Genomic DNA, 20,493 nt, shown 5'->3' on the forward strand with positions numbered 1-20,493 from the left:
CCGATCTGAGGAGTCCCGATGCCCGAGGCCTACATAGTCGATGCGGTACGCACCCCCGTGGGGCGGCGCAAGGGCGGACTGTCCGCCGTCCACCCGGCCGACCTGGGCGCGCACGTCCTGAAGGCGCTGGTCGAGCGGTCCGGGGTGGCCCCGGCCGCCGTGGAGGACGTGGTGTTCGGCTGCCTCGACACGGTGGGGCCGCAGGCGGGCGACATCGCGCGGACGGCCTGGCTGGCGGCGGGCCTCCCGGAGGAGGTGCCCGGGGTCACCGTCGACCGCCAGTGCGGGTCCTCCCAGCAGGCCGTGCACTTCGCGGCGCAGGGGGTGCTCTCCGGGACCCAGGACCTGGTCGTCGCGGGCGGCACCCAGAACATGTCGATGATCCCGATCGCCTTCGCCTCGCGGCAGGCGGCGGAGCCGCTGGGCCTCACGGAGGGCCCGTACGCGGGATCGGCGGGCTGGCGGGCCCGGTACGGGGACGCCCCGGTCAACCAGTTCCACGGCGCCCAGCTGATCGCGGAGAAGTGGGGCATCACGCGGCGGGACATGGAGGAGTTCGCCCTCCGCTCCCACCAGCGGGCGCTGCGCGCGATCGACGAGGGGCGCTTCACCCGCGAGACGGTGGCGTACGGGGACGTGACGGTGGACGAGGGCCCCCGCCGGGACACCACGCTGGAGAAGATGGCGGCCCTGGGGCCCGTCGTCGAGGGCGGCACCATCACCGCCGCGGTCTCCTCCCAGGTCTCGGACGGCGCGGCGGCGATGCTGATCGCCTCCGAGCGGGCCGTACGGGAACACGGCCTGCGGCCGCGGGCCCGCATCCACCACCTCTCGGTCCGGGGCGAGGACCCGATCCGCATGCTGTCCGCCCCGATCCCGGCGACGGCGTACGCACTGAAGAAGACCGGCATGTCGCTGGCCGAGATCGACCTGGTGGAGATCAACGAGGCCTTCGCCCCGGTGGTGCTGGCCTGGCTCAAGGAGACCGGTGCCGACCCGGAGCGCGTCAACGTCAACGGCGGCGCGATCGCCCTGGGCCACCCGCTCGGCGCGACGGGCGTGAAGCTGATGACCACGCTCCTGCACGAGCTGGAACGCACCGGCGGCCGCTACGGCCTCCAGACCATGTGCGAGGGCGGCGGCCAGGCCAACGTGACGATCATCGAGCGGCTGTAGCCGGGCCCGGCGGGCCCCGACACCCCCGGCGGGGCCGGGGTCCCCCCGGGTGTTTTCACACGGACGACGCAGGTCACACGCCTGCGGTCACATCCCCGCACGGAGGTGTGCTAGCTTAGAGCTCGTTGCAGTTGTGGTACCCATGAACTTTATGTGCGCCTGACGGGAATGATCCTCAGGCGCTTTTATTGTCTTGCCGGAATCTCCGGATGGGGCCCTTTGCCGCCTATTCAGGAGATTTAAAATGGCACTTGGCACCGTGAAGTGGTTCAACTCGGAAAAGGGCTTCGGCTTCATCGAGCAGGACGGTGGCGGCCCGGACGTCTTCGCCCACTACTCGAACATCGCCACCCAGGGCTTCCGTGAGCTCCAGGAGGGCCAGCGTGTGTCCTTCGACGTGACGCAGGGCCAGAAGGGCCCCCAGGCGGAGAACATCCTCCCCGCCAACTAAGTATTCCAGCTCGCCGGGGCCCGCACCGTGAGGTGCGGGCCCCGGCTTGTCTGCTGTTTCGACCCAGTTTTACCTGCCGGTTTCAGGAGGGCATTTCCGCATGACCAGCTCCAGCTCCGCACGACCCAGCCGCCGCCCCACCCGGGGCCGAGGCGCGGCCCAGGGACGTCCGAAGGCTGGCGCGGGACGGCAGAAGTCCGCCCCCGTTGCCCGGCCCCAAGAATTCACCATGCCCGAACCGCTGACCCCGGCGCTCCCGCCGGTCGCCGCGTTCGAGGACATGGACATGCCCGAGGCGCTGCTGAAGACCCTCGCCGCCCAGGGCGTCACCGAGCCGTTCCCGATCCAGGCCGCGACGCTGCCGAACTCGCTCGCCGGCCGTGACCTGCTCGGCCGCGGCCGCACCGGCTCCGGCAAGACGCTGGCCTTCGGCCTGGCGCTGCTGGCCCGTACCGCCGGGCACCGCGCGCAGCCGAAGCAGCCGCTCGCCCTGGTCCTCGTACCGACCCGCGAGCTCGCGCAGCAGGTCACCGACGCCCTGGCCCCGTACGCCACGGCCGTCAACCTGCGCATCGCGACCGTCGTCGGCGGCATGTCGATCAACCGGCAGTCCGGCGCCCTGCGCCGCGGCGCCGAGGTGCTCGTCGCCACCCCCGGCCGTCTCAAGGACCTCATCGACCGCGGCGACGCCGACCTCTCGCAGGTGGGCATCACCGTCCTCGACGAGGCCGACCAGATGACCGACATGGGCTTCATGCCGCAGGTCACCGCGCTGCTCAAGCAGGTACGGGCCGACGGCCAGACCATGCTCTTCTCGGCGACCCTCGACAAGAACATCGACAAGCTCGTCAAGATGTTCCTGCACGACCCGGTCGCCTTCTCCGTCGACCCGTCCGCCGGCGCGGTCAGCACGATGGAGCACCACGTCCTGTACGTCATGGACGAGACCGACAAGAAGGCCGTGGCGACGCGCATAGCCGCTCGCGACGGCCGGGTGATCATGTTCGTGGACACCAAGCGCGGGGTCGACCGCATGGTCAAGAAGCTCCTCGCGGACGGCGTCCGCGCCTCCGGCCTGCACGGCGGCCGCTCCCAGCCGCAGCGCAACCGCACCCTGGACTGGTTCAAGACGGGCGAGGTCACCGCACTGGTGGCGACGAACGTCGCGGCGCGCGGCATCCACATCGACGACCTCGACCTCGTCGTCAACGTGGACCCGCCCACCGACCACAAGGACTACCTGCACCGCGGCGGCCGTACCGCCCGCGCCGGCGAGTCCGGCAGCGTGGTCACCCTGGTGCTGCCCGACCAGAAGCGGGAGATGATCCGGCTGATGTCGGACGCCGGGATCTCCCCGCGCACCGCGCAGATCAAGTCCTCCGACGCGGAGCTGTCCCGGCTGACCGGCGCCAAGGAGCCCTCGGGCATCCCGGTGGTGCTGGACGTGCCGCAGCCGACCGCGCCGAAGCCGCGCAACGGGTCCGGCTCGGGCTCGGGCTCCGGCTCGCGCCGCCGGTCGGGCGGGCCGCGCACCGGCTCCGCCACGGGCGGCGCTCCGGCGGCCGGCGGCCGCGGCCGCCGTTCCGGTGGCGGGGCTTCCGGGCAGGCCCCGGCGGCCTCCGCATCGGGCCAGGCCCGCCGCGGCGGCCAGGGCGGCGCAGGGGCCGCGGGCTCCGGCGAGCGCGGCCGGCGTACCGGTGGCGGCGCCGCCACCGGCGGTGCGGCCGCCGCTTCGGCGCGCAGCCGCGTCGGATCGGGCGGGCAGGGCCGCCGCCGCGCGGTCTGACGTACCCGGTGACCACTACGCCGGGCAGTGCTTCTCTCACTGCCCGGCGTAGTGCTGTCCGCTAGCGGACCATCTTGTTCTGGAGCTTCGCCAGCGTCCACAGGTCCAGGCCGAGGCCCTGCGTCAGGTAGCCGTAGAAGCTGCCGTAGTCGGCCTCCATCTGCGCCGTCGCCGCGTCCAGGTAGTCCTGGCGGACCTCCTGGAGCGGGATCAGCAGGTCGGGGTTCTGCATGCGCCCCGACTGCTTGAGGCCCGCCCGCAGCCGGGCGTCGTAGGCGGCGCGGAAGGTGTTCGACGCCAGGTAGTCGCGCTCGGCGGTGTCCTCGGGGACGGCCAGCGCGCGCAGCAGGACGTAGCTCGTCCAGCCGGTCCGGTCCTTGCCGGAGGTGCAGTGGTAGAGGATCGGCCCTTGGGAGCCGTCCGCGATCTCCCGCAGGGTCGCCGCGAACTGCGCCCGGTTCTCGGGGCTGGTCACGAAGGTCCGGTAGATGTCGCGCATGTAGGCCTCGGCGCGGCCGCCGCCGAGCATCTGCTCCTGGGTGACGGGGTCGCCGCTGGCGATCGCGCCGACGAGGGTTCCGTAGAGGCCGAGGTCGCTGACCGGGCGCGAGGTGGGGGCGAGCCCCGGCGGCAGCCGGTCGGCGCCGTCGTACTGGAGCTCCATGGGGATGCGGAAATCGACAACCTTCGTGAGGCCGAGACCGGAGACGGTGGTGACGTCGGCGTCGGTCAGCTTGCTCAGTGCGTCGGAGCGGTAGACGAGCCCCTGGCGGACCTTGCCGCCGGTCCAGGTGCGGTAGCCGCCGATGTCACGGACGTTGACGGCGCCTTGGAGGGGGATCTGGCGAATCGTTTCTGCTTGCGGGTGGGCCTGGTGGTGCCGGGCGCTGACCCCGGCTCCGGGCGCCGCCGCCGCGTATGCGGAGGCGGGCAGGGTCCCGATGGCGAGAGCGGCGGCGGCCGCCGCGGTCGCCAGGCGGATTCGGGCACGGCTCATGGAGGCGACTCCTGTGACGGAGAAGGGGGATCACCCTGGTGGTGGCAGGGTGCGGAGCGAGTGCAGTGCTTCGAGTGCCTGTTGTGCCTCGGCCATGACGCGGGAGACGAGCTCCGCGCAGGACGGGAGATCGTCGATCACCCCCGCGACCTGGCCCGATGCCATGACGCCGAGGTCCGTACGGCCCTCGACCATGGACGCCTTGAGGAGCATCGGGGTGTTCGCGGCGAGCAGGACCTGGCTCCAGGACAGGTCCTTGCCGTGCTTCATCGCGAGGCCGTCGCGGACCATCTGCGGCCAGCTCAGCCCGGACAGCTTCCGGAAGCCGGCCGCGTGCCGGACCGCCCGGGCCAGGGCCCTGGTGCGGCCCGCCCGCTCCAGGGAGTCGACCAGCGCGGTGCGCAGCATCCGGTGCGGCAGCCCGTCCACGGCGGTGGTGACCGTGACGTCCTTGACGGTGGCCTTCAGGTACTCGGCCTTCACGGCGTCCGGGACGGTGGAGTCCGAGGTCAGCAGGAAACGGGTGCCCATGGCGATGCCCGCCGCCCCGTACGAAAGGGCCGCGACCAGGCCGCGGCCGTCGCTGAACCCGCCCGCCGCGACCACCGGGATGTCCACGGCGTCCACCACCTGGGGGAGCAGCACCGTCGTTGCCACGTCCCCGGTGTGCCCGCCTCCCTCACCGCCCTGCACGATCACCGCGTCGGCGCCCCAGGCCGCGACCTTCTCGGCGTGCCGCCGGGCCCCGATCGACGGGATGACGACCACGCCCGCCTCCTTGAGCCGCCCGATCAGCTCCTTGGAGGGCGCGAGCGCGAAGGAGGCGACCCGTACCCCCTCGTCGATGATCAGCTGGGCGCGCTCGGCCGCGTCCCCGGCGTCCGCGCGCAGATTGACCCCGAAAGGAGTCCCGTCCGGGACGCGGGACCTGACCTCGCGGACCGCGGACCGCAGCTGGTCCACGGTCATCGTCGCCGAGGCCAGGATCCCCAGCGCCCCCGCGTTCGCCGCGCCCGACACCAGGCGGGGGCCGGCGACCCAGCCCATGCCGGTCTGCACGATCGGGTGCTCGACGCCGACCAGCTTGGTGAATGCCGTCTCCATCGGATCAGCTCCGCACTTCGCGCTCGCGCAGCCCCTTGGGGTCGATCACCTCGCGGATCAGCCGCAGCTCGTCCGCCGTCGGCTCCCGCGTGTACGGGACCTCCTCGGCGGCGGCCAGCGCAAACCCGGTGGCCGCCCGGACCTCCCCGACGGTGACCCCGGGGTGCACGGAGACCAGCCGCATCGCGTGGCCGGGGCCGCCGAAGTCGAAGACGCCGAGATCGCTGACCACCCGGGGGAGGCGGTGGAAGCGGGTCACCCCGGCCGCCTCGGCCCGGTCGTAGCCGACCCCGCTGACCATGTCCACGCGCTCGACGAAGACCCGGGTGGAGTGCTTGGGGATCCAATAGCTCACCGGATTGTTGAGGGTGTTGACGGGAGCACCGCGCACCCCGAGGAGCTGGCGGGCCGGCCGATCCCAGTCGCCGATGCAGGAGATGTTCTGGTTGCCGTAGCGGTCGATCTGGCTGGCGCCCATCATCACGTGCCGCCTGCCGCCGGTGACCATGGTCAGGTGGCGCCGGTACGGGAGCCAGCCCTCGGGCGTGCCGTCGAGGCCGACGAGCAGGGCCTCGCCGTCGGTCAGGAGCAGGTCCGGGGAGAAGGTCCGCTTCGCGAGCCGGGCCCCGAAGGAGGGGATCAGGCCCATCGGGCTGGCGAGGACCTCGCCGTTGTCGCGCCAGGCCTCGGCGCAGGCGATCACGCAGTATTCGGCGCGGGTGACGGTCGCGGTGCTCGGCGTGGTGGTCACGGCTGCTGCTCCTCGTGCCAGGTCCGTACGGCGGACTGGTAGTCGTGCTCGCCCGCCCCGGAGAGGAAGCGCTCGGCGAACTCGGGCCAGGGGGTGGTCGCGTAGAGCTTCTGGAAGGGCTCGTCGCGGCCGTAGTCGGGGACGCAGGAGGTGAAGTGCGCGCCGTTCGGGGTCTCCACCACCCCGGTCACCGAGTGGCGGCTGACGAGCAGGGACTGCGGGGGGCCGGCCTTGGCGAGCTCGGCGGTCGCGACGAGCTGCTCGCAGGAGACGTAGGCGGCGTCGGCGGCCTCGCAGAAGAGGTCGTCGAAATACGGGTCCGGGCCCAGGTACTGGGCGTTGCCGAGGCGGTCGGCCCGGTTCAGGTGGACCAGGGCGGCGTCCATGCGCAGGGCGGGGACGGCGACGAGCTCCTCGCCGTCGGCGTAGGGGGAGGTGACCGTACGCAGCTCCGGGTTGACCCGCATCACGTCGGAGCCGAGGCCCGCGCGGACGGGCAGGAAGGGGAGCCGGTTGGCGGCGGCGTGCAGGCCCCACATGAACATGGCCTCGTCGAGCTCGGTGAGGGTGAAGGCGGCGCGCTCGCGGGCCGCCCGGAAGTGGGGCTCCAGCGGGATGGAGTCGAGGGTGGTGAAGGGGGCGACGAGGCGGCGGATGCGGCCGGCTGCGGCCAGCAGGCCGACGTCGGGGCCGCCGTACGAGATCACGGTGAGATCGGTGATCTCGGAGCGGAGCAGCGCCCGCACCAGGGCCATGGGCTTGCGCCGGGATCCCCAGCCGCCGATGCCGATGGTCATGCCGCTGCGCAGCCGCCCGACCACCCCGTCGGGGGTCATGGACTTGTCGGTCATGAGCGCTGTCCCTTCCCGAAGGTGTCGCGGACCCGGTCGGCCACCCCGCTGAGGTTGGCCTCGAAGGTGAAGCCCTGCTCGAAGCGGTAGCTGCGGCGCACGTCCACGGGGTCGATCCCGTTGATGGCCGCCTTGGCCAGCCGGATCAGGTAGCCGTCCTTGCGCGCGATCTCGGCGGCCAGTTCCAGGGCGGCGGAGCGCAGTCCGGTGCGCGGGACCACCTTCCAGACCGAGCCGTGCGCGTGGAGTTCGGCGGCGGTGGCGGTGCGCGAGGTGTAGTACAGCGCGCGCATCAGGTGCTGGGGGACCAGCCGGGCCAGGTGGGTGGCGGCGCCGAGGGCGCCCCGGTCGAGCTCCGGCAGGCCGAAGGTGGCGTCCTCGGAGGCGACGATCGCGTCGGCGTTGCCGACGAGGCCGATGCCGCCGCCCAGACAGAAGCCGTTCACGGCCGCGACGACCGGCACCTCGCACTCGTAGACGGCGGCGAAGGCCTCGTAGCAGCCCCGGTTGGCGCCGATCAGGGCGGCGTGGCCGGTGTCGCGCTGCATCTCCTTGATGTCGACGCCGGCGTTGAAGCCGCGGCCCTCGGCGGCGAGGACGACGCAGCGGACCTCGGGGTCGCGGCCGGCGGCGCGGAGGGTGTCGGCGAGGTCGTACCAGCCCTGCACGGGCAGCGCGTTGACGGGCGGGAAGTCGACTGTGACGAGTGCGATGCCCTTGTCCGGGCTGGAGGTGGAGACACCCATGAGCGGATCAGCTACCTTTCCACCAAACATTTGTTAGGTGAGGAAGGTAGCAGCCCATGGAGCTCGACGGGAGGGTTGTCGTCGTCACCGGGGGAACACGGGGCGTCGGCGCCGGGATCGCCCGGTCGTTCCTCGCGGCCGGCGCGGAGGTCGTCGTCTGCGCCCGGCGGCCCCCGGAGGAACCGGTCACGGCGGGCGGCCGCAAGGCCTCCTTCACCGCCGTAGACCTGCGCGATCCCGCCGCCGTGCAGGACTTCTTCGGCGCGGTCGCGGGGCGGTACGGGCGCCTCGACTGCCTGGTCAACAACGCGGGCGGCACCCCGTACCGGCTGCTGGGGGAGGGGGAGGCGGAACGTCACGCGCGGGTCGTCGAGCTGAACCTGGTGGCGCCGATGACGGCTTCCCTGACGGCGTACCCGTGGCTGCGGGAGGCCCGCGGCTCGGTGGTGATGATCGGCAGCGTCAGCGGCACCCGGCCCTCGCCGGGGACGGCGGCGTACGGGGCCGCGAAGGCCGGCCTGGAGAACCTGGCCCGGTCCATGGCGGTGGAATGGGCGCCCGAGGTACGGGTGAACTCGCTGGTCCTGGGCATGGTGCGGACCGAGCTGACGCACCTGCACTACGGGGACGAGGCCGGGGTCGCGGCCGTGGCCGCGACCGTCCCGCTCGGGCGGCTGGCGCAGCCCTCGGACGTGGGGGAGGCGGCCGTGTTCCTGGCCTCCGGCCGGGCGGCGTACGTGAGCGGGGCGAGCCTGCTGGTGCACGGGGGCGGGGAGCGCCCGGCGTTTCTGGATGCGGCAACTGTGAACAAGGAGAGCTGAGATGGCGGGACTGTGCGAGGGCCGGGTCGTGGTCGTGACGGGTGCGGGGCGGGGGCTGGGCCGGGCCCATGCGCTGGCCTTCGCGGCCGAGGGGGCGCGGGTCGTCGTCAACGACCTGGGGGTGGGGCTGGACGGGCTGCCGGGGCCGGACGGTCCGGCGGCGCAGGTCGTCGCCGAGATCGGGGCGCTGGGCGGGGAGGCGGTGGCGCACGGCGGGGACATCGCGACCTCCGAAGGTGCGGCCTCCCTCGTGGAGACGGCGCTCGGCGCGTTCGGGCGCCTCGACACCCTGGTCAACAACGCGGGGTTCCTGCGGGACCGGATGCTGGTCAACCTGGACGAGGACGACTGGGACGCGGTCATGCGGGTCCACCTGAAGGGGCACTTCCTGCCGCTGCGGGCGGCGGCCGCATGGTGGCGGGCGGAGGCGAAGGCCGGCCGGCAGGCGGCGGCCCGGGTGGTCAACACCTCTTCGGGGGCCGGGCTGCTGGGCTCGGTCGGCCAGGGCAACTACAGCGCGGCCAAGGCCGGGATCCTCGGCCTCACGATGGTCGCGGCGGCGGAGATGGGCCGGTACGGGGTCCAGGTCAACGCGATCGCCCCGGCGGCCCGGACCCGGATGACGGAGCAGACCTTCGCGCAGACCATGGCCGCCCCGGCGGAGGGCGCCTTCGACGCGATGGCCCCGGAGAACGTGTCGCCGCTGGTGGTGTGGCTGGGCTCGGACGCCTCGGCCGGGGTCACGGGCCGGGTCTTCGAAGCGGAGGGCGGCCGGATCACGGTCATGGAGGGCTGGCGGCCGGGCCCCACGGCCGACCGGGACTCCCGCTGGACCCCCGCGGAGGCGGGCGAGACCACGCTGAAACTCCTCGCCGCGGCGCAGGCTCCGCTGCCGGTGTACGGCGCGCGGTAGCGGCCCCGGTCCGGTCCCGGCGGCGGGGGCGGAGGCTAGGGTTCCTGGTCCGGGACAAGAGCCGAAGGGACACGAACCGACGATGGCCGTCACGCCGACCCCGCAGAAGATCACCACGTTTCTGATGTTCGAGGGGCGGGCCGAGGAAGCCATGGGCTTCTACGTCTCGCTGTTCGACGACGCGGAGGTGCTCGCCGTCAGCCGCTACGGCCCCGACGAGACCGGACCCGGGGCCGGGGCCGCGGGAACCGTGCGCCACGCGACCTTCTCCCTGGCCGGACAGCAGTTCATGTGCATCGACAGCCCGGCCCAGCACGCGTTCGGCTTCACGCCCGCGGTGTCGCTGTACGTCCAGTGCGAGGACGAGGCCGAGATCGACCGCCTCTACGGCGCCCTCGCCGAGCAGGGCCAGGAGCTGATGCCCCTGGGCTCGTACGGATTCAGCCACCGGTTCGGCTGGGTGAACGACCGCTTCGGCGTCTCCTGGCAGCTGAACGTCGCGGCCCCGCCCAGCGCGGGCGGGTGACGGGCCGGGCTCAGGCTCTGGCGTCGCCCGGCCGGGGCCGGGCGGGGAGCCGGGCCCCGGAGGGGAGCAGGGGGCTCGATGCGCCTCCGGGGCCCGGCGGTCAGGGGGTGTCCTGCCGGTCAGGCGTTGGCGCCGCCGTCGACGGTCAGCGTGGTGCCCGTGACGAAGGAGGCCTCGTCGCTCGCCAGGTAGAGGACCGCGCTCGCGCTCTCCGCGGCCCGGCCGTAGCGGCCGAAGGCGTTCCTGCCCGTCGGCGCCGGTCACGGAGGGGACGCCGACGCCCGTGGCGAGGGCCGCGAGCACGGTCAGTGCCGAGATCGCCCAGAAGGCGGCCCCCCAGCCGAACTGGCCGCCGGCGAAGGTGAGACGGGCAGGCCGAGCAGGGTGCCGAGCATCAGCCCGTTCATGGCGGCGCCGATCGCCTTGCCGCGCATCTCCGGCTTGGTGACGGAGCACCGCGGCTCCCGCCCGGAGCGTCGGCGGTCTTTCCCGCTCAGCGGGAACACGGCCTCCCGCGCGCGCCCGCCCTCCGCCTACCGTCTGCCGCACCACACCCCACCGCAGCCGGGAGGACCCCGTGCTGAACGACCGGCACCGGCGCGAGGCCGCCGAGATCCTCTACGCGGCGCAGCTGCGGAGGTCCCCGGTCCGGCCGCTGACCGAGCTCTACGAGGGCATCGGCGCGCAGGACGCGTACGAGATCCAGCTCCTCAACATCCGCCGTCAGTGCGACGGCGGCGCCGCCGTCACCGGGCACAAGGTCGGACTCTCGTCCGCCGTCATGCAGGCCATGATGGGCGTCGACGAGCCCGACTACGGACACCTCTCGACGCGATGGAACTGCGCCAGGACACCCCCGTCCCGGTCGCCGCGTACTGCGCGCCGCGCATCGAGGTGGAGGTCGGCTTCGTCCTCGGCGCCGACCTGCCGGGCGAGGGCTGCACCGAGGCCGACGTGCTCGCCGCCACCGAACGCGTCGTCCCCGCCCTGGAGTTGATCGACAGCCGCATCGCCGACTGGCGGATCTCCCTCGCGGACACCATCGCCGACAACGCCTCCTCCGCCGGCTACGTCATCGGCGAGGGCCTCCTGCTGGTCGCGGGTGGCAGCGGGATCACCCCGCTGCTCTCCCTCGCGAAGTCGGCGCTGGCCGCGGGACGGGGCCGGGTCGCCCTGGTGTACGCCAACCGGGACCCGGCCTCGGTGATCTTCCGGGACGAGCTGTGGGGGCTGGCCGAGGCGCATCCGGGGCGGCTGGCCGTCGTCCACTGGCTGGAGAGCCTCCAGGGGCTGCCGACCGCCGCGCAACTCGGGCCGCTGGTGGCCCCGTACGCCGGCCGCGAGGCCTACCTGTGCGGGCCCGGCCGCTGATGGACGCCGCCGAGACCGCGCTGCGCGCCGGCGGGGCCGCGCCGCACGCGATCCACCGCGAGCGGTACTTCTCGCTGGGCACGGACGTCTTCACGGCCGCCCCGCCACCGGCCCCGCCCGCGGCCGGGGCGCACGCCCGCACCACCGCCGAGGTGGAACTCGACGGGACCCGGCACACCGTGCCCTGGCCCGCCGGGACCCCGCTGCTCGACGCGCTGCTCGCCGCGGGCCTGCCGGCCCCGTACTCCTGCCGGGAGGGCGCCTGCAGCGCCTGCTGCTGCCGGGTCGTCGAGGGCGAGGTCGAGATGGCCCGCAACGAGGTCCTCGACGAGACGGACCTGGCCGAGGGCTACGTCCTGGCCTGCCAAGCCCTCCCGCTCGGCCCCAAGGTGCGGATCACGTACGGGTGAAGGGGGGTGTCGGGCAGGACGCGAGGCCGCTAGCTTCTCCGGGAAAGCGCTTGCTGCGCGCGGCAATCGGTTCGGGAAGCGGGGCTGGGCCCATGTCCGAGACCATCACGCTCGCCGTCGTCGGGGCGGGGGACCGGGGGAGCGGCCACGCCGGATGGGCCCTGGCCCATCCGGAGCGGGCCCGGGTGGTCGCGGTCGCCGAACCGCGCGCGCCCCGGCGGGAGCGGCTCGCCGCCGCCCACGGCATCGACGCCCGCCACGTGCTCGGCGACTGGCGGGAGCTGGCCGCCCTCGGGCGGATCGCGGACGCGGTGCTCGTCTGCACCCTGGACCGCGACCACCTGGAGCCGGTCCTCGCGTTCGCCGCGCTCGGCTACCACATCATGCTGGAGAAGCCGATGGCCCTCACGGAGGACGAGTGCCGGCGCATCGTCGACGCCGTCGAGCGGGCGGGCGTCATCCTCTCCGTCGGGCACGTCCTGCGCTACACGCCCTACACGCGGACCCTCAAGGGCGTCCTCGACTCCGGCCGCATCGGCGACATCGTGAGCGTCCAGCACCTGGAACCGGTCGGCTTCTGGCATCAGGCCCACTCGTTCGTCCGCGGCAACTGGCGGCGCGTGGACGAGGCGACGACCATGCTGATGGCCAAGTCCTGCCACGACCTGGACTGGCTCCAGTACGTGCTGGGGCGCCCGCCCGTACGGGTCTCCAGCTTCGGCCGGCTCTCCCACTTCCGGCCCGAGAACAGGCCGCAGGGTGCGGCGGACCGCTGCCTGGACTGCGCGGTCGAGCCGGACTGCCCGTACTCCGCCGTACGCGAGTACGGCGACCGGCTGGCCGACGGCCGCCACCGCTGGCCGCTGAGCGTACTGATCGAGGAGTTCACCCCGCGGGCCCTGGAGGCCGCGCTGCGGGAGGGGCCGTACGGGCGGTGCGTGTACGCGTGCGACAACGACGTCGTCGACCACCAGGTGGTGGCCATGGAGTTCGACTCCGGGGCGACGGCCACCTTCACCATGACCGCCTTCACCGAGCAGGCGGACCGCCACACCCGGATCTTCGGAACCCGCGGCGAACTGCGGGGCGACGGCCGCAGCATCACGGTCTACGACTTCCTGACCCGGGCCGAGGAGCAGGTCGCCATCGGCGCGGGCGGGCCGATGGACGCCGCGGGCGGGCACGGCGGCGGCGACGCCGGCCTCATGGACGCCTTCGTCGCCGCCATCGCCACCGGCGACCCGGGCCTGGTCAGGTCCGGCCCCCAGGAGTCGCTCACCAGCCACCTGACCGTCCTGGCCGCCGAACGGGCCCGCTGCTCCGGCACGGTGGAGCCGGTCGGGCCGCCGCTCTAGGAGGCACAACGAAGCGGGCCCGGCCCCCTGGCGAGGGGTCGGGACCGGGTCTTCGTTTCCTGCGGTGGGATATGACTACCCGCTACATCCACTCGCTGAACCGCAGCCAGCCCAACATGTTGTCCATCGCCTGTTCCGAGACGGCCGGCTCCGGCTCACGAGGCCGTGCGGCAGGGGCCCGCCCGGTCCGTCCCGGCCCGTACAGCTCGCGCCACACCGCCCGCGCGCAGGCCGCCACCGCGGGTCCCAGCCGGGCCAGTTCGCGCTCGCCCCGGCTGCAGGACACCGAGACCGCCGCCACCGCGCGGCCCGCGCCCCGCAGCGGCGCCGCCACGCAGGAGATGCCGCGGAAGCTCTCCTCCCGGTCGTAGGCCACCCCGCGCTCGCGGGTCGCCGCCAGCTCCGCGCGCAGCGCGAGCGGCCTGACCAGGGTCCGGGCCGTGCGCGGCCGCAGCCCCTGGGCCAGGACGTGCTCCACCGCGCCCGGGTCGCCGAAGGCGAGGATCGCCCTGCCGGCGGCCGTGCAGTGGGCGGGCATCCGCCCGCCGACCCGGGAGGGCACGGTGGTGGCCTCCGAGCCGCCGATCCGCTCCAGGCAGACCACCTCGGCCCCGTCCAGCACCGAGAGGTGCACCAGCTGCCCGGTCTGTTCGTGCAGTGCGTGCAGCAGGGGCAGGGCGGCCCTGCGGAGCCGGTTGTGGTGGGAGGCGAGCGCGCCGAGCTCCAGCATGCGCATGCCCATCCGGTAGTCCCGGCCCTCCCGGTCCAGCCAGCGCAGCTGCACCAGCTGGTCGAGGATCCGGTGGGCGGAGGAGCGCGGGATCCCGGAGCGGCGGACGACCTCGGTGAGCGAGAGGCGCGGCTGCGGACCCTCGAAGGAGCCCAGCACGCGCGCGGCCTTCTCCAGCAGCGACAGCGGCGCGAGCCCGGTGTCCATGGCCTGGAGAGCGGGTTCCTGAAGACGGCCGACACCGTGGAGGAACTGGCCCGCCGGATCGCGGCGCCCGGCCTGCCCGCCGCGATCCGCCGCTTCAACGGCTTCGCCGGGCGGGGCACCGACGAGGACTTCGGCCGGGGGAGCAGTGTCTACGACCGCTACTACGGCGACCCGACGCTGGCCAAGCCCAACCTGGCGCCCCTCGACAAGGGCCCCTTCCACCCTTCGGGTCAGGACAGCTTGCCGTTGTAGTCCGGCAGCTTGACGGTGCGTTCGGCGTGACCGCCGACGAGGTCGGTCGGGCTGTTGCCGATGTTGGCGATGATCGTGTAGCCGCGGGCCTCGATCTCCGCGCGCTTCTCCGTCTTGTAGGCGCTCACCTCGTCGAACAGGTCGGGCAGGTCACGGACGTAGAGCCCCGAGACCGGGTAGCCGACCGCCTTGAGGTTGCGCTCGGTGAGGGACTGGATGATCCCCGGGCGGGCGGTGACGAAGAAGACGGCGACCCCGCGGGCGTTCGCGTACTGGGTCAGGGCGCGGACCTTGACGATCGCCGGGGTCGGGAAGGTCCAGAACCAGTGGAAGTCCGTCTCCAGCGAGGTGTTGTCGATGTCGAGGACGAGCGCCGGCTTCTCACCGGCGGGCGAGGCGGCGATGCGCTGCTCGATGCCGGGGCGGGCCGCGTCGATGACGGCGGCCACGTCCCGCTGCCAGGTGGCGTAGTCGATGCCGAGGATCGCCGCGTTGCCGCCGGGCGCGGAGGCGGACGCGGAGACGGCGGCGGGCGCGGCGGCGGGGGCAGCCTGGGCGGCGGTGGCCGGGACCAGCGTCATGACGCTGGCCGCTGCGGCCACGCCGATGGCGGCGGTACGGGACATACGGGTGCGGCGGGTGCTGCGCATGTGGGGGCGCTCCTCGGTCACGAATTGACGTGTACGCGACTAGAGTTGGCGAGATCCGCCTCCATGTCTACTGGCCGGTAAGAAACTTTTCGTGGCCGACCGGTGAATGAAGATCGTCCGGATGTCCCCTGTCGCTAGGTGTCGCAGTCGAGGACGGTGCGGCACAGACCGCACCGGGCCCGGAGCCGCCCGCGCACCGGCAGCCGCAGCCGCTGCCCGCACACCGGGCAGGGGAAGCTCACCCGCAGTCCGGGTCCGGAGCCCTCGTGCTCGAAGCGGTACGCCGATCCGCCCGCCGGGGTGGGCCCGGTGCGCCGCGCCTTCGCGTACCGCCGCCGTGCCAGCGGGCCCGCGGCCGCCAGTGGGGGCCGGCGGTGGTCCCGCTCGGCCAGCGCGCGCCCGCGCACGTACGCCTCGTACGCCTGCGGGCTGGTGAACCAGGCGGAGGGGTCCTCGCCGAGCAGGGCGGCCCGCTTGGCGAGGACGTAGCCGAACTCCTCCGGGGTGAGGTAGCCGAACTTCTGGTGGGTGAGCGCGTCCTCGCGGTAGGCGTCGAGCAGCAGCCAGCCCGCCCCGAGGTAGACGGCGGCGGTGTCGGTGAGGATCTCGTTCTCGGTGCCGGGGAAGCAAAGGTCCAGCCGGTGCAGCAGGACATGGGTGACCTCGTGGGACAGGGCCGCCGCCAGGTCCCGGCGATGGGTGCGGAAGCGGTCGCTGACCTCGACGAAGTACTCGGGGCCCGCGGCCAGTTCCACGGTGGCCGCCTGCTCCATCGGCCGGAAGGCGACCACCATGCGCGCATCGGGCAGCCGGAGCGCGCGCACCATCGCCGAGGCCACCCGCTGCGCGCCCAGGTGCAGGTCGTCGGCGGCCCCGAAGGCGGCGTCGGAGGGCGCGAAGCTCGTGTCGTAAGCGCGGATCCCGTCGGCCGACAGCCGCCGGAAGAGCGCGGTGATCGAGGCCCGCACCGTCGCCAGATGTGGAAATCCGTGCTCGATCGGACCTCCCGGCCCGCCCTTCTGCGTCACCGCGCCCCCTTCGCCGCAATCCCTGTCGCCCGAACGAATGTTTGGCCGAAAATGCGTTCTTGATGGCGCCCGCATCTCTGATGTGTCATGGACCCGTCATTCACCCAATGACACGCACGGCCCAACCCCCCACGAAAGGCAGTGTGTTGACTGTGACCACCCTTGTGCAGTTCATGAAGCGCAGCCTCGCCGTCGGAGCGGTCGCCCTCGCGGCCGTCAGCCTCCAGCCCGGCTCCGCCTCCGCCGGCACGGCCCCCGTCGTCGGCGGCACGCGCGCCGCCCAGGGCGAGTTCCCCTTCATGGTGCGCCTCTCCATGGGCTGCGGCGGCGCCCTCTACACCCAGCAGATCGTCCTCACCGCCGCCCACTGCGTGAACGGCTCCGGCAACAACACCTCCATCACCGCCACCGCCGGAGTCGTCGACCTCAACAGCTCCAGCGCCATCAAGGTCAAGTCCACCAAGGTCCTGCGCGCCCCCGGCTACAACGGCAGCGGCAAGGACTGGGCCCTGATCAAGCTCGCCAAGCCCATCAACCTGCCCACCCTCAAGATCGCCGAGACCAAGCAGTACGACAACGGCACCTTCACCGTCGCCGGCTGGGGCGCCACCCGCGAGGGCGGCGGCCAGCAGCGCTACCTCATGAAGGCCAACGTCCCCTTCGTCTCCGACGCCAGCTGTCAGGCCTCGTACGGCAGCTCCCTCATCCCGGGCGAGGAGATCTGCGCCGGCTTCGACCAGGGCGGCGTCGACACCTGCCAGGGCGACTCCGGCGGCCCGATGTTCCGCCGCGACAACAACAACGCCTGGATCCAGGTCGGCATAGTCAGCTGGGGCGAAGGCTGCGCCCGCCCCGACTACCCGGGCGTCTACACCGAGGTCTCCACCTTCGCCGCCGCGATCAAGAGCGCCGCGGCGAGCATGTAGCACCCCCTCGTCCTTCCGGCCGGGCGCGAACGCCGCGAACCGGCCGGAAGGACGAGGCACCCCGCTCGGCCCGTACGTGAGGCCGGCCGGAGCACCGCACGAGCCACCCGGCGGTCCGCTGTGCGGTTGCGGGCCGACGCGCGCACCGGTCCCATGGGAAGCGACCGGAGGCGGCAGCGGCGGGCGAGAGCGGGGCAGGTGGCGCACGGCGATCAGGGTGGTCATCGCGGACGACCAGGACATGGTCAGAACCGGGTTCCGGATGATCCTCGAGAGCCAGCCGGACATCGAGGTCGTCGCCGACGTCGTCGACGGCGAGGCGGCCCTCGCCGCCGTGGCCGAGCACCGCCCCGACGTCCTCCTCCTCGACATCCGCATGCCGAAGATGGACGGCCTCGAAGTGACCCGGCGCCTGTCCGGCAGCGACACACCGCACATCGTCATCGTCACCACCTTCGACCTCGACGAGTACGTCCACGCGGCGCTCCACGGCGGAGCATCCGGCTTCCTCCTGAAGGACGCCAGCCCGGCCATGCTGGTTGAAGCGGTCCGCGCGGCGGCCGTCGGCGACTCCCTCGTCTCACCCGCCATCACGGTGCGGCTGCTGCGCGAAATGGCCCCGCGGACCCCGGCCTCGCAGGCCCGCCGCCCCGCCGAACCCCTGACGGAACGGGAACGCGAGGTCGTCCGCTGCCTCGCGCGCGGTCTGACCAACGCCGAGATCGCCGCGGAACTCTTCGTCTCCCTGTCCACCGTCAAGACCCACCTGGCCAACATCCAGGCGAAACTCGACGCCCGCAACCGCGTCGAAATCGCCGCCTGGGCCTGGGAAAGCGGCCCGGCCGCCAACACGGCGTGACGCCGCACCCCCAGCAGCCCGCCGCCCCCCAGGCCGGAGCCTCGCCCCCGCCCAGGGCTCCGGCGCGACCCCGCACCCTTCAGCCTCGCCGGCGTTCGACGCGCGGGGGTCCGGGGGCGGAGCCCCCAACCGCCCTGCGCGCGCCCCGGCGAGGGCCTCCGGCTGCCCCGCGCGCGGGGCCGCGCATGATTCAGCCTCGCCGGCGTTCGACGCGCGGGGTCCGGGGCGGAGCCCCAGGGGGCTTCGGCGCAGCCGGGCCGCACCTGCGCAGCCGGGCCCGCACGTGCACCCGTACCGGGCTCAGCCGGTGAGCCCCCTGTCCAGCTGGGCCCGCCACCACCCGCACACCGCCAGCCGGCTCCCCCTCTGCCTCTCCCTCGTCCTCCTCGCCCTCGTCACCCTCGAGGGCGTCGTCCTGGCCCGCCAGCCCAGCCTCCCGCACGCCGCCGTATGGGTGTCCGGCATCCTCGTCTGCCTCAGCGCCGCCCCGTGGCCCGCCGTCCCCCTCCTGACCCGCGCCTGGTTCGCCGCCGCCGTCACCTGGACCGTCACCCTCTTCCTGATGTTCGGCAACCACCCCCTCGTCGTCTGGGGCGGCGGCGAGGCCATCGCCGGCCGGGTGTGTGCCGTGGCCTCGCCGGCCGGATCACTGCGGTCACGGAGGCGGCGCCGCCCGAGACCGCCCGCGCACCGCTCCCGCCGGGGCCGGGTGTGTGCCGGGGCGCTCCCCGCAGGGCGCCGAACGCAATTCCCTCGGCCCTCCGACCCCCCGCCACGTTCGGCGTCCGAGGAGACGCCCCGGCGCGCGCCCGGCCCAGGCCGCACCGGCAAAGCCTGCCGCCTCGGCCTCGGCCCCGGCCGCTCCGGCGAAGCCTGCCGCCTCGGCCTCGGCCCCGGCCGCTCCGGCGAAGCCTGCCGCCTCGGCCTCGGCCCCGGCCGCGCCGGCAAAGCCTGCCGCTCCGGCCTCGGCCCCGGCCGCTCCGGCGAAGCCCGCTGCCACGGCCCCGGCCGCTCCGCCCGGGCAGGGCACGGCACGGCACCGCCTAGCCCAGCGCGATCGCCCGCAGCGCGGCCAGGTGGCGCTCGTACACGGTCCGGCCCTCAGGCGTCAGCGAGAGCCAGGTGCGCGGCCGTCGCCCCACGCGCCCCTTGCGGACCGCCACCCAGCCCGCCTCCTCCAGCGCCGCGACCTGCTTGGACAGCGCCGAGTCCGTGACCTCGACCAGGTCCCGTACGAAACCGAACTCGGCCTTGTCCAGCGGAACCAGCGCCGCCACCACCGACAGCCGTACGGGCGCGTTCAGCAGCGGCGCGAGGTCGTGCCGCGGATGACCGGCCCGCTTCGCCTCCGCCGCCCCGGCCGGACCCGCCGCCCCGGCCGGACCCGCCGCCCCGGCCGGACCCGCGGCCCCCGCCGCGCCCGTGGTCTCCCCGCCCGTCATGCCGCACCCCGCATCTCGGTCCACGCGCCGAGCGCGAGCGGCAGCGCACACGCCAGCGCGGCCCCCGCCGCGAACGGCACGCTGCGGCCGAACACCGTGGTGCCGAGCAGGACCATCAGGGCGAAGACCGTCGCCCAGGACCCGATCAGCACCCCGTGCTTCACGCCGAAGCCCCGGCGCACGACGCGCTGCCGCGCCGCGTACACGCTGAGCCCGCTCACGAGCAGCACGTTGATCACCCCCATCACCGTCACCGCGACCGGACCGCGCCCCAGCACGGCCACCGGTACGAGCACCAGCTGCCCGGCGGCGAACGCCCACAGGTAGCGCGCGTACCAGCCGCTCCGCGCCCGAGCCGCCTTCTCCATTCCGGCCGCCCGCCCCAACGCCCCGGCCGCCGCCTCCGTCGCCTCGTGCATGACTCCCCCTCGTCCGAACACGGATGAACATCTCATCGGTCAATTTCCAATATGGCGACCACTTTCCAGATTGGCAAGTACTTGGCACCCGGGCATGCCGATGGCCGGGGCATCCCGAAGCCCCCCGGCACCCCGAAGCGCCCCCCGGCCCCCCGCCGCAGCCCGCCCCCGTCTCACAGGCCGACTGCCCGGAGACTCGCCGCCCGCCGCCACGTATTCTCGGGAACCATGAACATCAGCGACCTCGACAACGGCGCGGGCCCGGGCGCGGGCACCGGCAAGGGCGCCGCCGGCGGCATCGACGAGAGCGTCACCGCCGAACTCGCCCGCCTGCGGGACAGCATCGACAACATCGACGCGGCCGTGGTCCACATGCTCGCCGAACGCTTCAAGTGCACCCAGCAGGTCGGCCACCTCAAGGCCCGGCACCAGCTGCCGCCCGCCGACCCGGGCCGCGAGGCCAGCCAGATCGCCCGGCTGCGCCAGCTCGCCGAGAACGCCAAACTCGACCCCGCCTTCGCCGAGAAGCTCCTCAACTTCATCATCGCCGAGGTCATCCGCCACCACGAGACGATCGCCGCCGGCGAGGAGTAGCCGCTCGGGAGCCGTGGACCGGAGCAGCGGCCGCGCAGCGGAAGAGGCCGGAAGAGGGCGGCAGAGGCCGGAAGAGGCCGGAAGAGGCCGGAAGAGGGAAGCGGAAGATCGAGCTCCGTCGCCCCCTG

The 20,493-nt window shown here is 73.6% G+C and carries 23 protein-coding genes and 1 pseudogene; 13 read left to right on the plus strand and 11 right to left on the minus strand.

All coding sequences use genetic code 11. From position 1 onward, the window contains the following. The first annotated feature begins 18 nt into the window (after window positions 1-18). The 3 genes from RIU97_RS29720 to RIU97_RS29730 all read left to right on the plus strand — a co-directional run bounded on the left by RIU97_RS29720 (window position 19) and on the right by RIU97_RS29730 (window position 3,413). Window positions 19-1,176, plus strand: a complete 1,158-nt coding sequence (locus RIU97_RS29720) for an acetyl-CoA C-acetyltransferase (protein ID WP_404960679.1) — start codon at window positions 19-21, stop codon at window positions 1,174-1,176. A 244-nt stretch (window positions 1,177-1,420) separates the two neighbouring features. Further along, a complete protein-coding gene (locus RIU97_RS29725) occupies window positions 1,421-1,627 on the plus strand; it encodes a cold-shock protein (RefSeq protein ID WP_030707191.1) in 207 nt (68 codons plus the stop codon). Window positions 1,628-1,727: 100 nt separating this feature from the next. Next, window positions 1,728-3,413, plus strand: a complete 1,686-nt coding sequence (locus tag RIU97_RS29730; RefSeq protein WP_404960680.1) for a DEAD/DEAH box helicase — start codon at window positions 1,728-1,730, stop codon at window positions 3,411-3,413. 61 nt (window positions 3,414-3,474) lie between these two features. Here the strand turns inward: RIU97_RS29730 and RIU97_RS29735 are convergent, their stop codons facing one another. The 5 genes from RIU97_RS29735 to RIU97_RS29755 are packed head-to-tail and all read right to left on the minus strand — an operon-like array spanning window position 3,475 to window position 7,862. Further along, the gene (locus RIU97_RS29735) at window positions 3,475-4,410 is read right to left on the minus strand and encodes a tyrosine-protein phosphatase (RefSeq protein ID WP_404960682.1); all 936 of its coding nucleotides are present in this window, start codon (window positions 4,408-4,410) and stop codon (window positions 3,475-3,477) included. Between the two features lie 30 nt (window positions 4,411-4,440). Beyond that, a complete protein-coding gene (locus tag RIU97_RS29740) occupies window positions 4,441-5,514 on the minus strand; it encodes an NAD(P)H-dependent flavin oxidoreductase (RefSeq protein WP_404960683.1) in 1,074 nt (357 codons plus the stop codon). Window positions 5,515-5,518: 4 nt separating this feature from the next. Continuing rightward, complete coding sequence (locus RIU97_RS29745) at window positions 5,519-6,265, minus strand: CoA-transferase subunit beta (RefSeq protein WP_404960684.1); 747 nt, start codon at window positions 6,263-6,265, stop codon at window positions 5,519-5,521. Next, complete coding sequence (locus RIU97_RS29750) at window positions 6,262-7,116, minus strand: CoA transferase subunit A (RefSeq protein WP_404960685.1); 855 nt, start codon at window positions 7,114-7,116, stop codon at window positions 6,262-6,264. The genes RIU97_RS29745 and RIU97_RS29750 overlap by 4 nt, the downstream gene beginning before the upstream one ends. After that, the gene (locus tag RIU97_RS29755) at window positions 7,113-7,862 is read right to left on the minus strand and encodes an enoyl-CoA hydratase family protein (protein WP_404960686.1); all 750 of its coding nucleotides are present in this window, start codon (window positions 7,860-7,862) and stop codon (window positions 7,113-7,115) included. The genes RIU97_RS29750 and RIU97_RS29755 overlap by 4 nt, the downstream gene beginning before the upstream one ends. A gap of 56 nt (window positions 7,863-7,918) precedes the next feature. Here RIU97_RS29755 and RIU97_RS29760 point away from each other — a divergent pair, with 56 nt between their 5' ends. The 3 genes from RIU97_RS29760 (at window position 7,919) to RIU97_RS29770 (ending at window position 10,122) form a co-directional block, all read left to right on the plus strand. After that, window positions 7,919-8,683: an SDR family oxidoreductase gene (locus tag RIU97_RS29760; protein ID WP_404960687.1), complete on the plus strand. Its 765-nt coding sequence runs from the start codon at window positions 7,919-7,921 to the stop codon at window positions 8,681-8,683. 1 nt (window position 8,684) lies between these two features. Beyond that, window positions 8,685-9,596 carry an SDR family oxidoreductase gene (locus RIU97_RS29765; RefSeq protein ID WP_404960688.1) on the plus strand — a complete coding sequence of 304 codons (912 nt, stop codon included), beginning with the start codon at window positions 8,685-8,687 and terminating at the stop codon, window positions 9,594-9,596. Window positions 9,597-9,678: 82 nt separating this feature from the next. Continuing rightward, entirely contained in the window at window positions 9,679-10,122 is a 444-nt protein-coding gene (locus tag RIU97_RS29770; RefSeq protein WP_404960689.1) for a VOC family protein, read from the plus strand. 119 nt (window positions 10,123-10,241) lie between these two features. On the opposite strand, the pseudogene RIU97_RS29775 reads toward RIU97_RS29770, so the two are convergent. After that, a pseudogene (locus tag RIU97_RS29775) lies at window positions 10,242-10,355 on the minus strand (SDR family oxidoreductase); the annotation flags it as partial. A gap of 601 nt (window positions 10,356-10,956) precedes the next feature. Here RIU97_RS29775 and RIU97_RS29780 point away from each other — a divergent pair. The 3 genes from RIU97_RS29780 (at window position 10,957) to RIU97_RS29790 (ending at window position 13,258) form a co-directional block, all read left to right on the plus strand. Continuing rightward, entirely contained in the window at window positions 10,957-11,493 is a 537-nt protein-coding gene (locus RIU97_RS29780) for a hypothetical protein (RefSeq protein WP_404960690.1), read from the plus strand. Then, window positions 11,493-11,903 carry a flavin reductase family protein gene (locus RIU97_RS29785; protein WP_404960691.1) on the plus strand — a complete coding sequence of 137 codons (411 nt, stop codon included), beginning with the start codon at window positions 11,493-11,495 and terminating at the stop codon, window positions 11,901-11,903. Before RIU97_RS29780 ends, RIU97_RS29785 begins: the two co-directional genes overlap by 1 nt. 92 nt (window positions 11,904-11,995) lie before the next feature. Further along, entirely contained in the window at window positions 11,996-13,258 is a 1,263-nt protein-coding gene (locus RIU97_RS29790) for a Gfo/Idh/MocA family protein (protein ID WP_404960692.1), read from the plus strand. Window positions 13,259-13,340: 82 nt separating this feature from the next. Here the strand turns inward: RIU97_RS29790 and RIU97_RS29795 are convergent, their stop codons facing one another. Further along, window positions 13,341-14,195, minus strand: a complete 855-nt coding sequence (locus RIU97_RS29795; protein WP_404960693.1) for an IclR family transcriptional regulator — start codon at window positions 14,193-14,195, stop codon at window positions 13,341-13,343. Between the two features lie 36 nt (window positions 14,196-14,231). Between RIU97_RS29795 and RIU97_RS29800 the strand changes: the two genes are divergently transcribed. After that, window positions 14,232-14,447, plus strand: coding sequence for a hypothetical protein (locus RIU97_RS29800; protein WP_404960694.1), 216 nt, complete (start codon window positions 14,232-14,234; stop codon window positions 14,445-14,447). Here the strand turns inward: RIU97_RS29800 and RIU97_RS29805 are convergent. Continuing rightward, window positions 14,426-15,097 (minus strand): HAD family acid phosphatase, encoded by a 672-nt coding sequence (locus tag RIU97_RS29805; RefSeq protein ID WP_404960695.1) that lies wholly within the window; start codon window positions 15,095-15,097, stop codon window positions 14,426-14,428. The two genes, RIU97_RS29800 and RIU97_RS29805, sit on opposite strands and share 22 nt — an antisense overlap. Before the next feature lie 134 nt (window positions 15,098-15,231). Next, window positions 15,232-16,125, minus strand: coding sequence for a hypothetical protein (locus RIU97_RS29810; protein ID WP_404960696.1), 894 nt, complete (start codon window positions 16,123-16,125; stop codon window positions 15,232-15,234). Window positions 16,126-16,298: 173 nt separating this feature from the next. On the opposite strand from RIU97_RS29810, the gene RIU97_RS29815 reads away from it, so the two are divergent. Together RIU97_RS29815 and RIU97_RS29820 are read left to right on the plus strand one after the other, a co-directional pair. Beyond that, window positions 16,299-17,051 carry a S1 family peptidase gene (locus RIU97_RS29815; protein WP_383577826.1) on the plus strand — a complete coding sequence of 251 codons (753 nt, stop codon included), beginning with the start codon at window positions 16,299-16,301 and terminating at the stop codon, window positions 17,049-17,051. 211 nt (window positions 17,052-17,262) lie between these two features. Further along, the gene (locus RIU97_RS29820; RefSeq protein ID WP_404962990.1) at window positions 17,263-17,910 is read left to right on the plus strand and encodes a response regulator; all 648 of its coding nucleotides are present in this window, start codon (window positions 17,263-17,265) and stop codon (window positions 17,908-17,910) included. Between the two features lie 1,043 nt (window positions 17,911-18,953). Here the strand turns inward: RIU97_RS29820 and RIU97_RS29825 are convergent. After that, a complete protein-coding gene (locus RIU97_RS29825; protein WP_404960697.1) occupies window positions 18,954-19,352 on the minus strand; it encodes a winged helix-turn-helix domain-containing protein in 399 nt (132 codons plus the stop codon). Next, window positions 19,349-19,771 carry a hypothetical protein gene (locus RIU97_RS29830; protein WP_404960698.1) on the minus strand — a complete coding sequence of 141 codons (423 nt, stop codon included), beginning with the start codon at window positions 19,769-19,771 and terminating at the stop codon, window positions 19,349-19,351. The genes RIU97_RS29825 and RIU97_RS29830 overlap by 4 nt, the downstream gene beginning before the upstream one ends. Before the next feature lie 228 nt (window positions 19,772-19,999). On the opposite strand from RIU97_RS29830, the gene RIU97_RS29835 reads away from it, so the two are divergent. Continuing rightward, entirely contained in the window at window positions 20,000-20,365 is a 366-nt protein-coding gene (locus RIU97_RS29835; protein ID WP_234323432.1) for a chorismate mutase, read from the plus strand. Window positions 20,366-20,493 lie beyond the last annotated feature (128 nt).

The sequence above is a fragment of the Streptomyces sp. 147326 genome (assembly GCF_045000215.1).
In the GTDB taxonomy this organism is placed as follows: Bacteria; Actinomycetota; Actinomycetes; order Streptomycetales; family Streptomycetaceae; genus Streptomyces.

Coding starts and splice junctions, on each gene's coding strand:
- RIU97_RS29740 (WP_404960683.1), bottom strand. CDS start 5,514: ATGGAGACGGCATTCACCAAGCTGGTCGGCGTCGAGCACCCGATCGTG.
- RIU97_RS29805 (WP_404960695.1), bottom strand. CDS start 15,097: ATGCGCAGCACCCGCCGCACCCGTATGTCCCGTACCGCCGCCATCGGC.
- RIU97_RS29790 (WP_404960692.1), top strand. CDS start 11,996: ATGTCCGAGACCATCACGCTCGCCGTCGTCGGGGCGGGGGACCGGGGG.
- RIU97_RS29825 (WP_404960697.1), bottom strand. CDS start 19,352: ATGACGGGCGGGGAGACCACGGGCGCGGCGGGGGCCGCGGGTCCGGCC.
- RIU97_RS29835 (WP_234323432.1), top strand. CDS start 20,000: ATGAACATCAGCGACCTCGACAACGGCGCGGGCCCGGGCGCGGGCACC.
- RIU97_RS29795 (WP_404960693.1), bottom strand. CDS start 14,195: ATGGACACCGGGCTCGCGCCGCTGTCGCTGCTGGAGAAGGCCGCGCGC.
- RIU97_RS29770 (WP_404960689.1), top strand. CDS start 9,679: ATGGCCGTCACGCCGACCCCGCAGAAGATCACCACGTTTCTGATGTTC.
- RIU97_RS29720 (WP_404960679.1), top strand. CDS start 19: ATGCCCGAGGCCTACATAGTCGATGCGGTACGCACCCCCGTGGGGCGG.
- RIU97_RS29830 (WP_404960698.1), bottom strand. CDS start 19,771: ATGCACGAGGCGACGGAGGCGGCGGCCGGGGCGTTGGGGCGGGCGGCC.
- RIU97_RS29765 (WP_404960688.1), top strand. CDS start 8,685: ATGGCGGGACTGTGCGAGGGCCGGGTCGTGGTCGTGACGGGTGCGGGG.
- RIU97_RS29735 (WP_404960682.1), bottom strand. CDS start 4,410: ATGAGCCGTGCCCGAATCCGCCTGGCGACCGCGGCGGCCGCCGCCGCT.
- RIU97_RS29730 (WP_404960680.1), top strand. CDS start 1,728: ATGACCAGCTCCAGCTCCGCACGACCCAGCCGCCGCCCCACCCGGGGC.
- RIU97_RS29750 (WP_404960685.1), bottom strand. CDS start 7,116: ATGACCGACAAGTCCATGACCCCCGACGGGGTGGTCGGGCGGCTGCGC.
- RIU97_RS29760 (WP_404960687.1), top strand. CDS start 7,919: ATGGAGCTCGACGGGAGGGTTGTCGTCGTCACCGGGGGAACACGGGGC.
- RIU97_RS29780 (WP_404960690.1), top strand. CDS start 10,957: ATGGAACTGCGCCAGGACACCCCCGTCCCGGTCGCCGCGTACTGCGCG.
- RIU97_RS29815 (WP_383577826.1), top strand. CDS start 16,299: ATGAAGCGCAGCCTCGCCGTCGGAGCGGTCGCCCTCGCGGCCGTCAGC.
- RIU97_RS29755 (WP_404960686.1), bottom strand. CDS start 7,862: ATGGGTGTCTCCACCTCCAGCCCGGACAAGGGCATCGCACTCGTCACA.
- RIU97_RS29785 (WP_404960691.1), top strand. CDS start 11,493: ATGGACGCCGCCGAGACCGCGCTGCGCGCCGGCGGGGCCGCGCCGCAC.
- RIU97_RS29725 (WP_030707191.1), top strand. CDS start 1,421: ATGGCACTTGGCACCGTGAAGTGGTTCAACTCGGAAAAGGGCTTCGGC.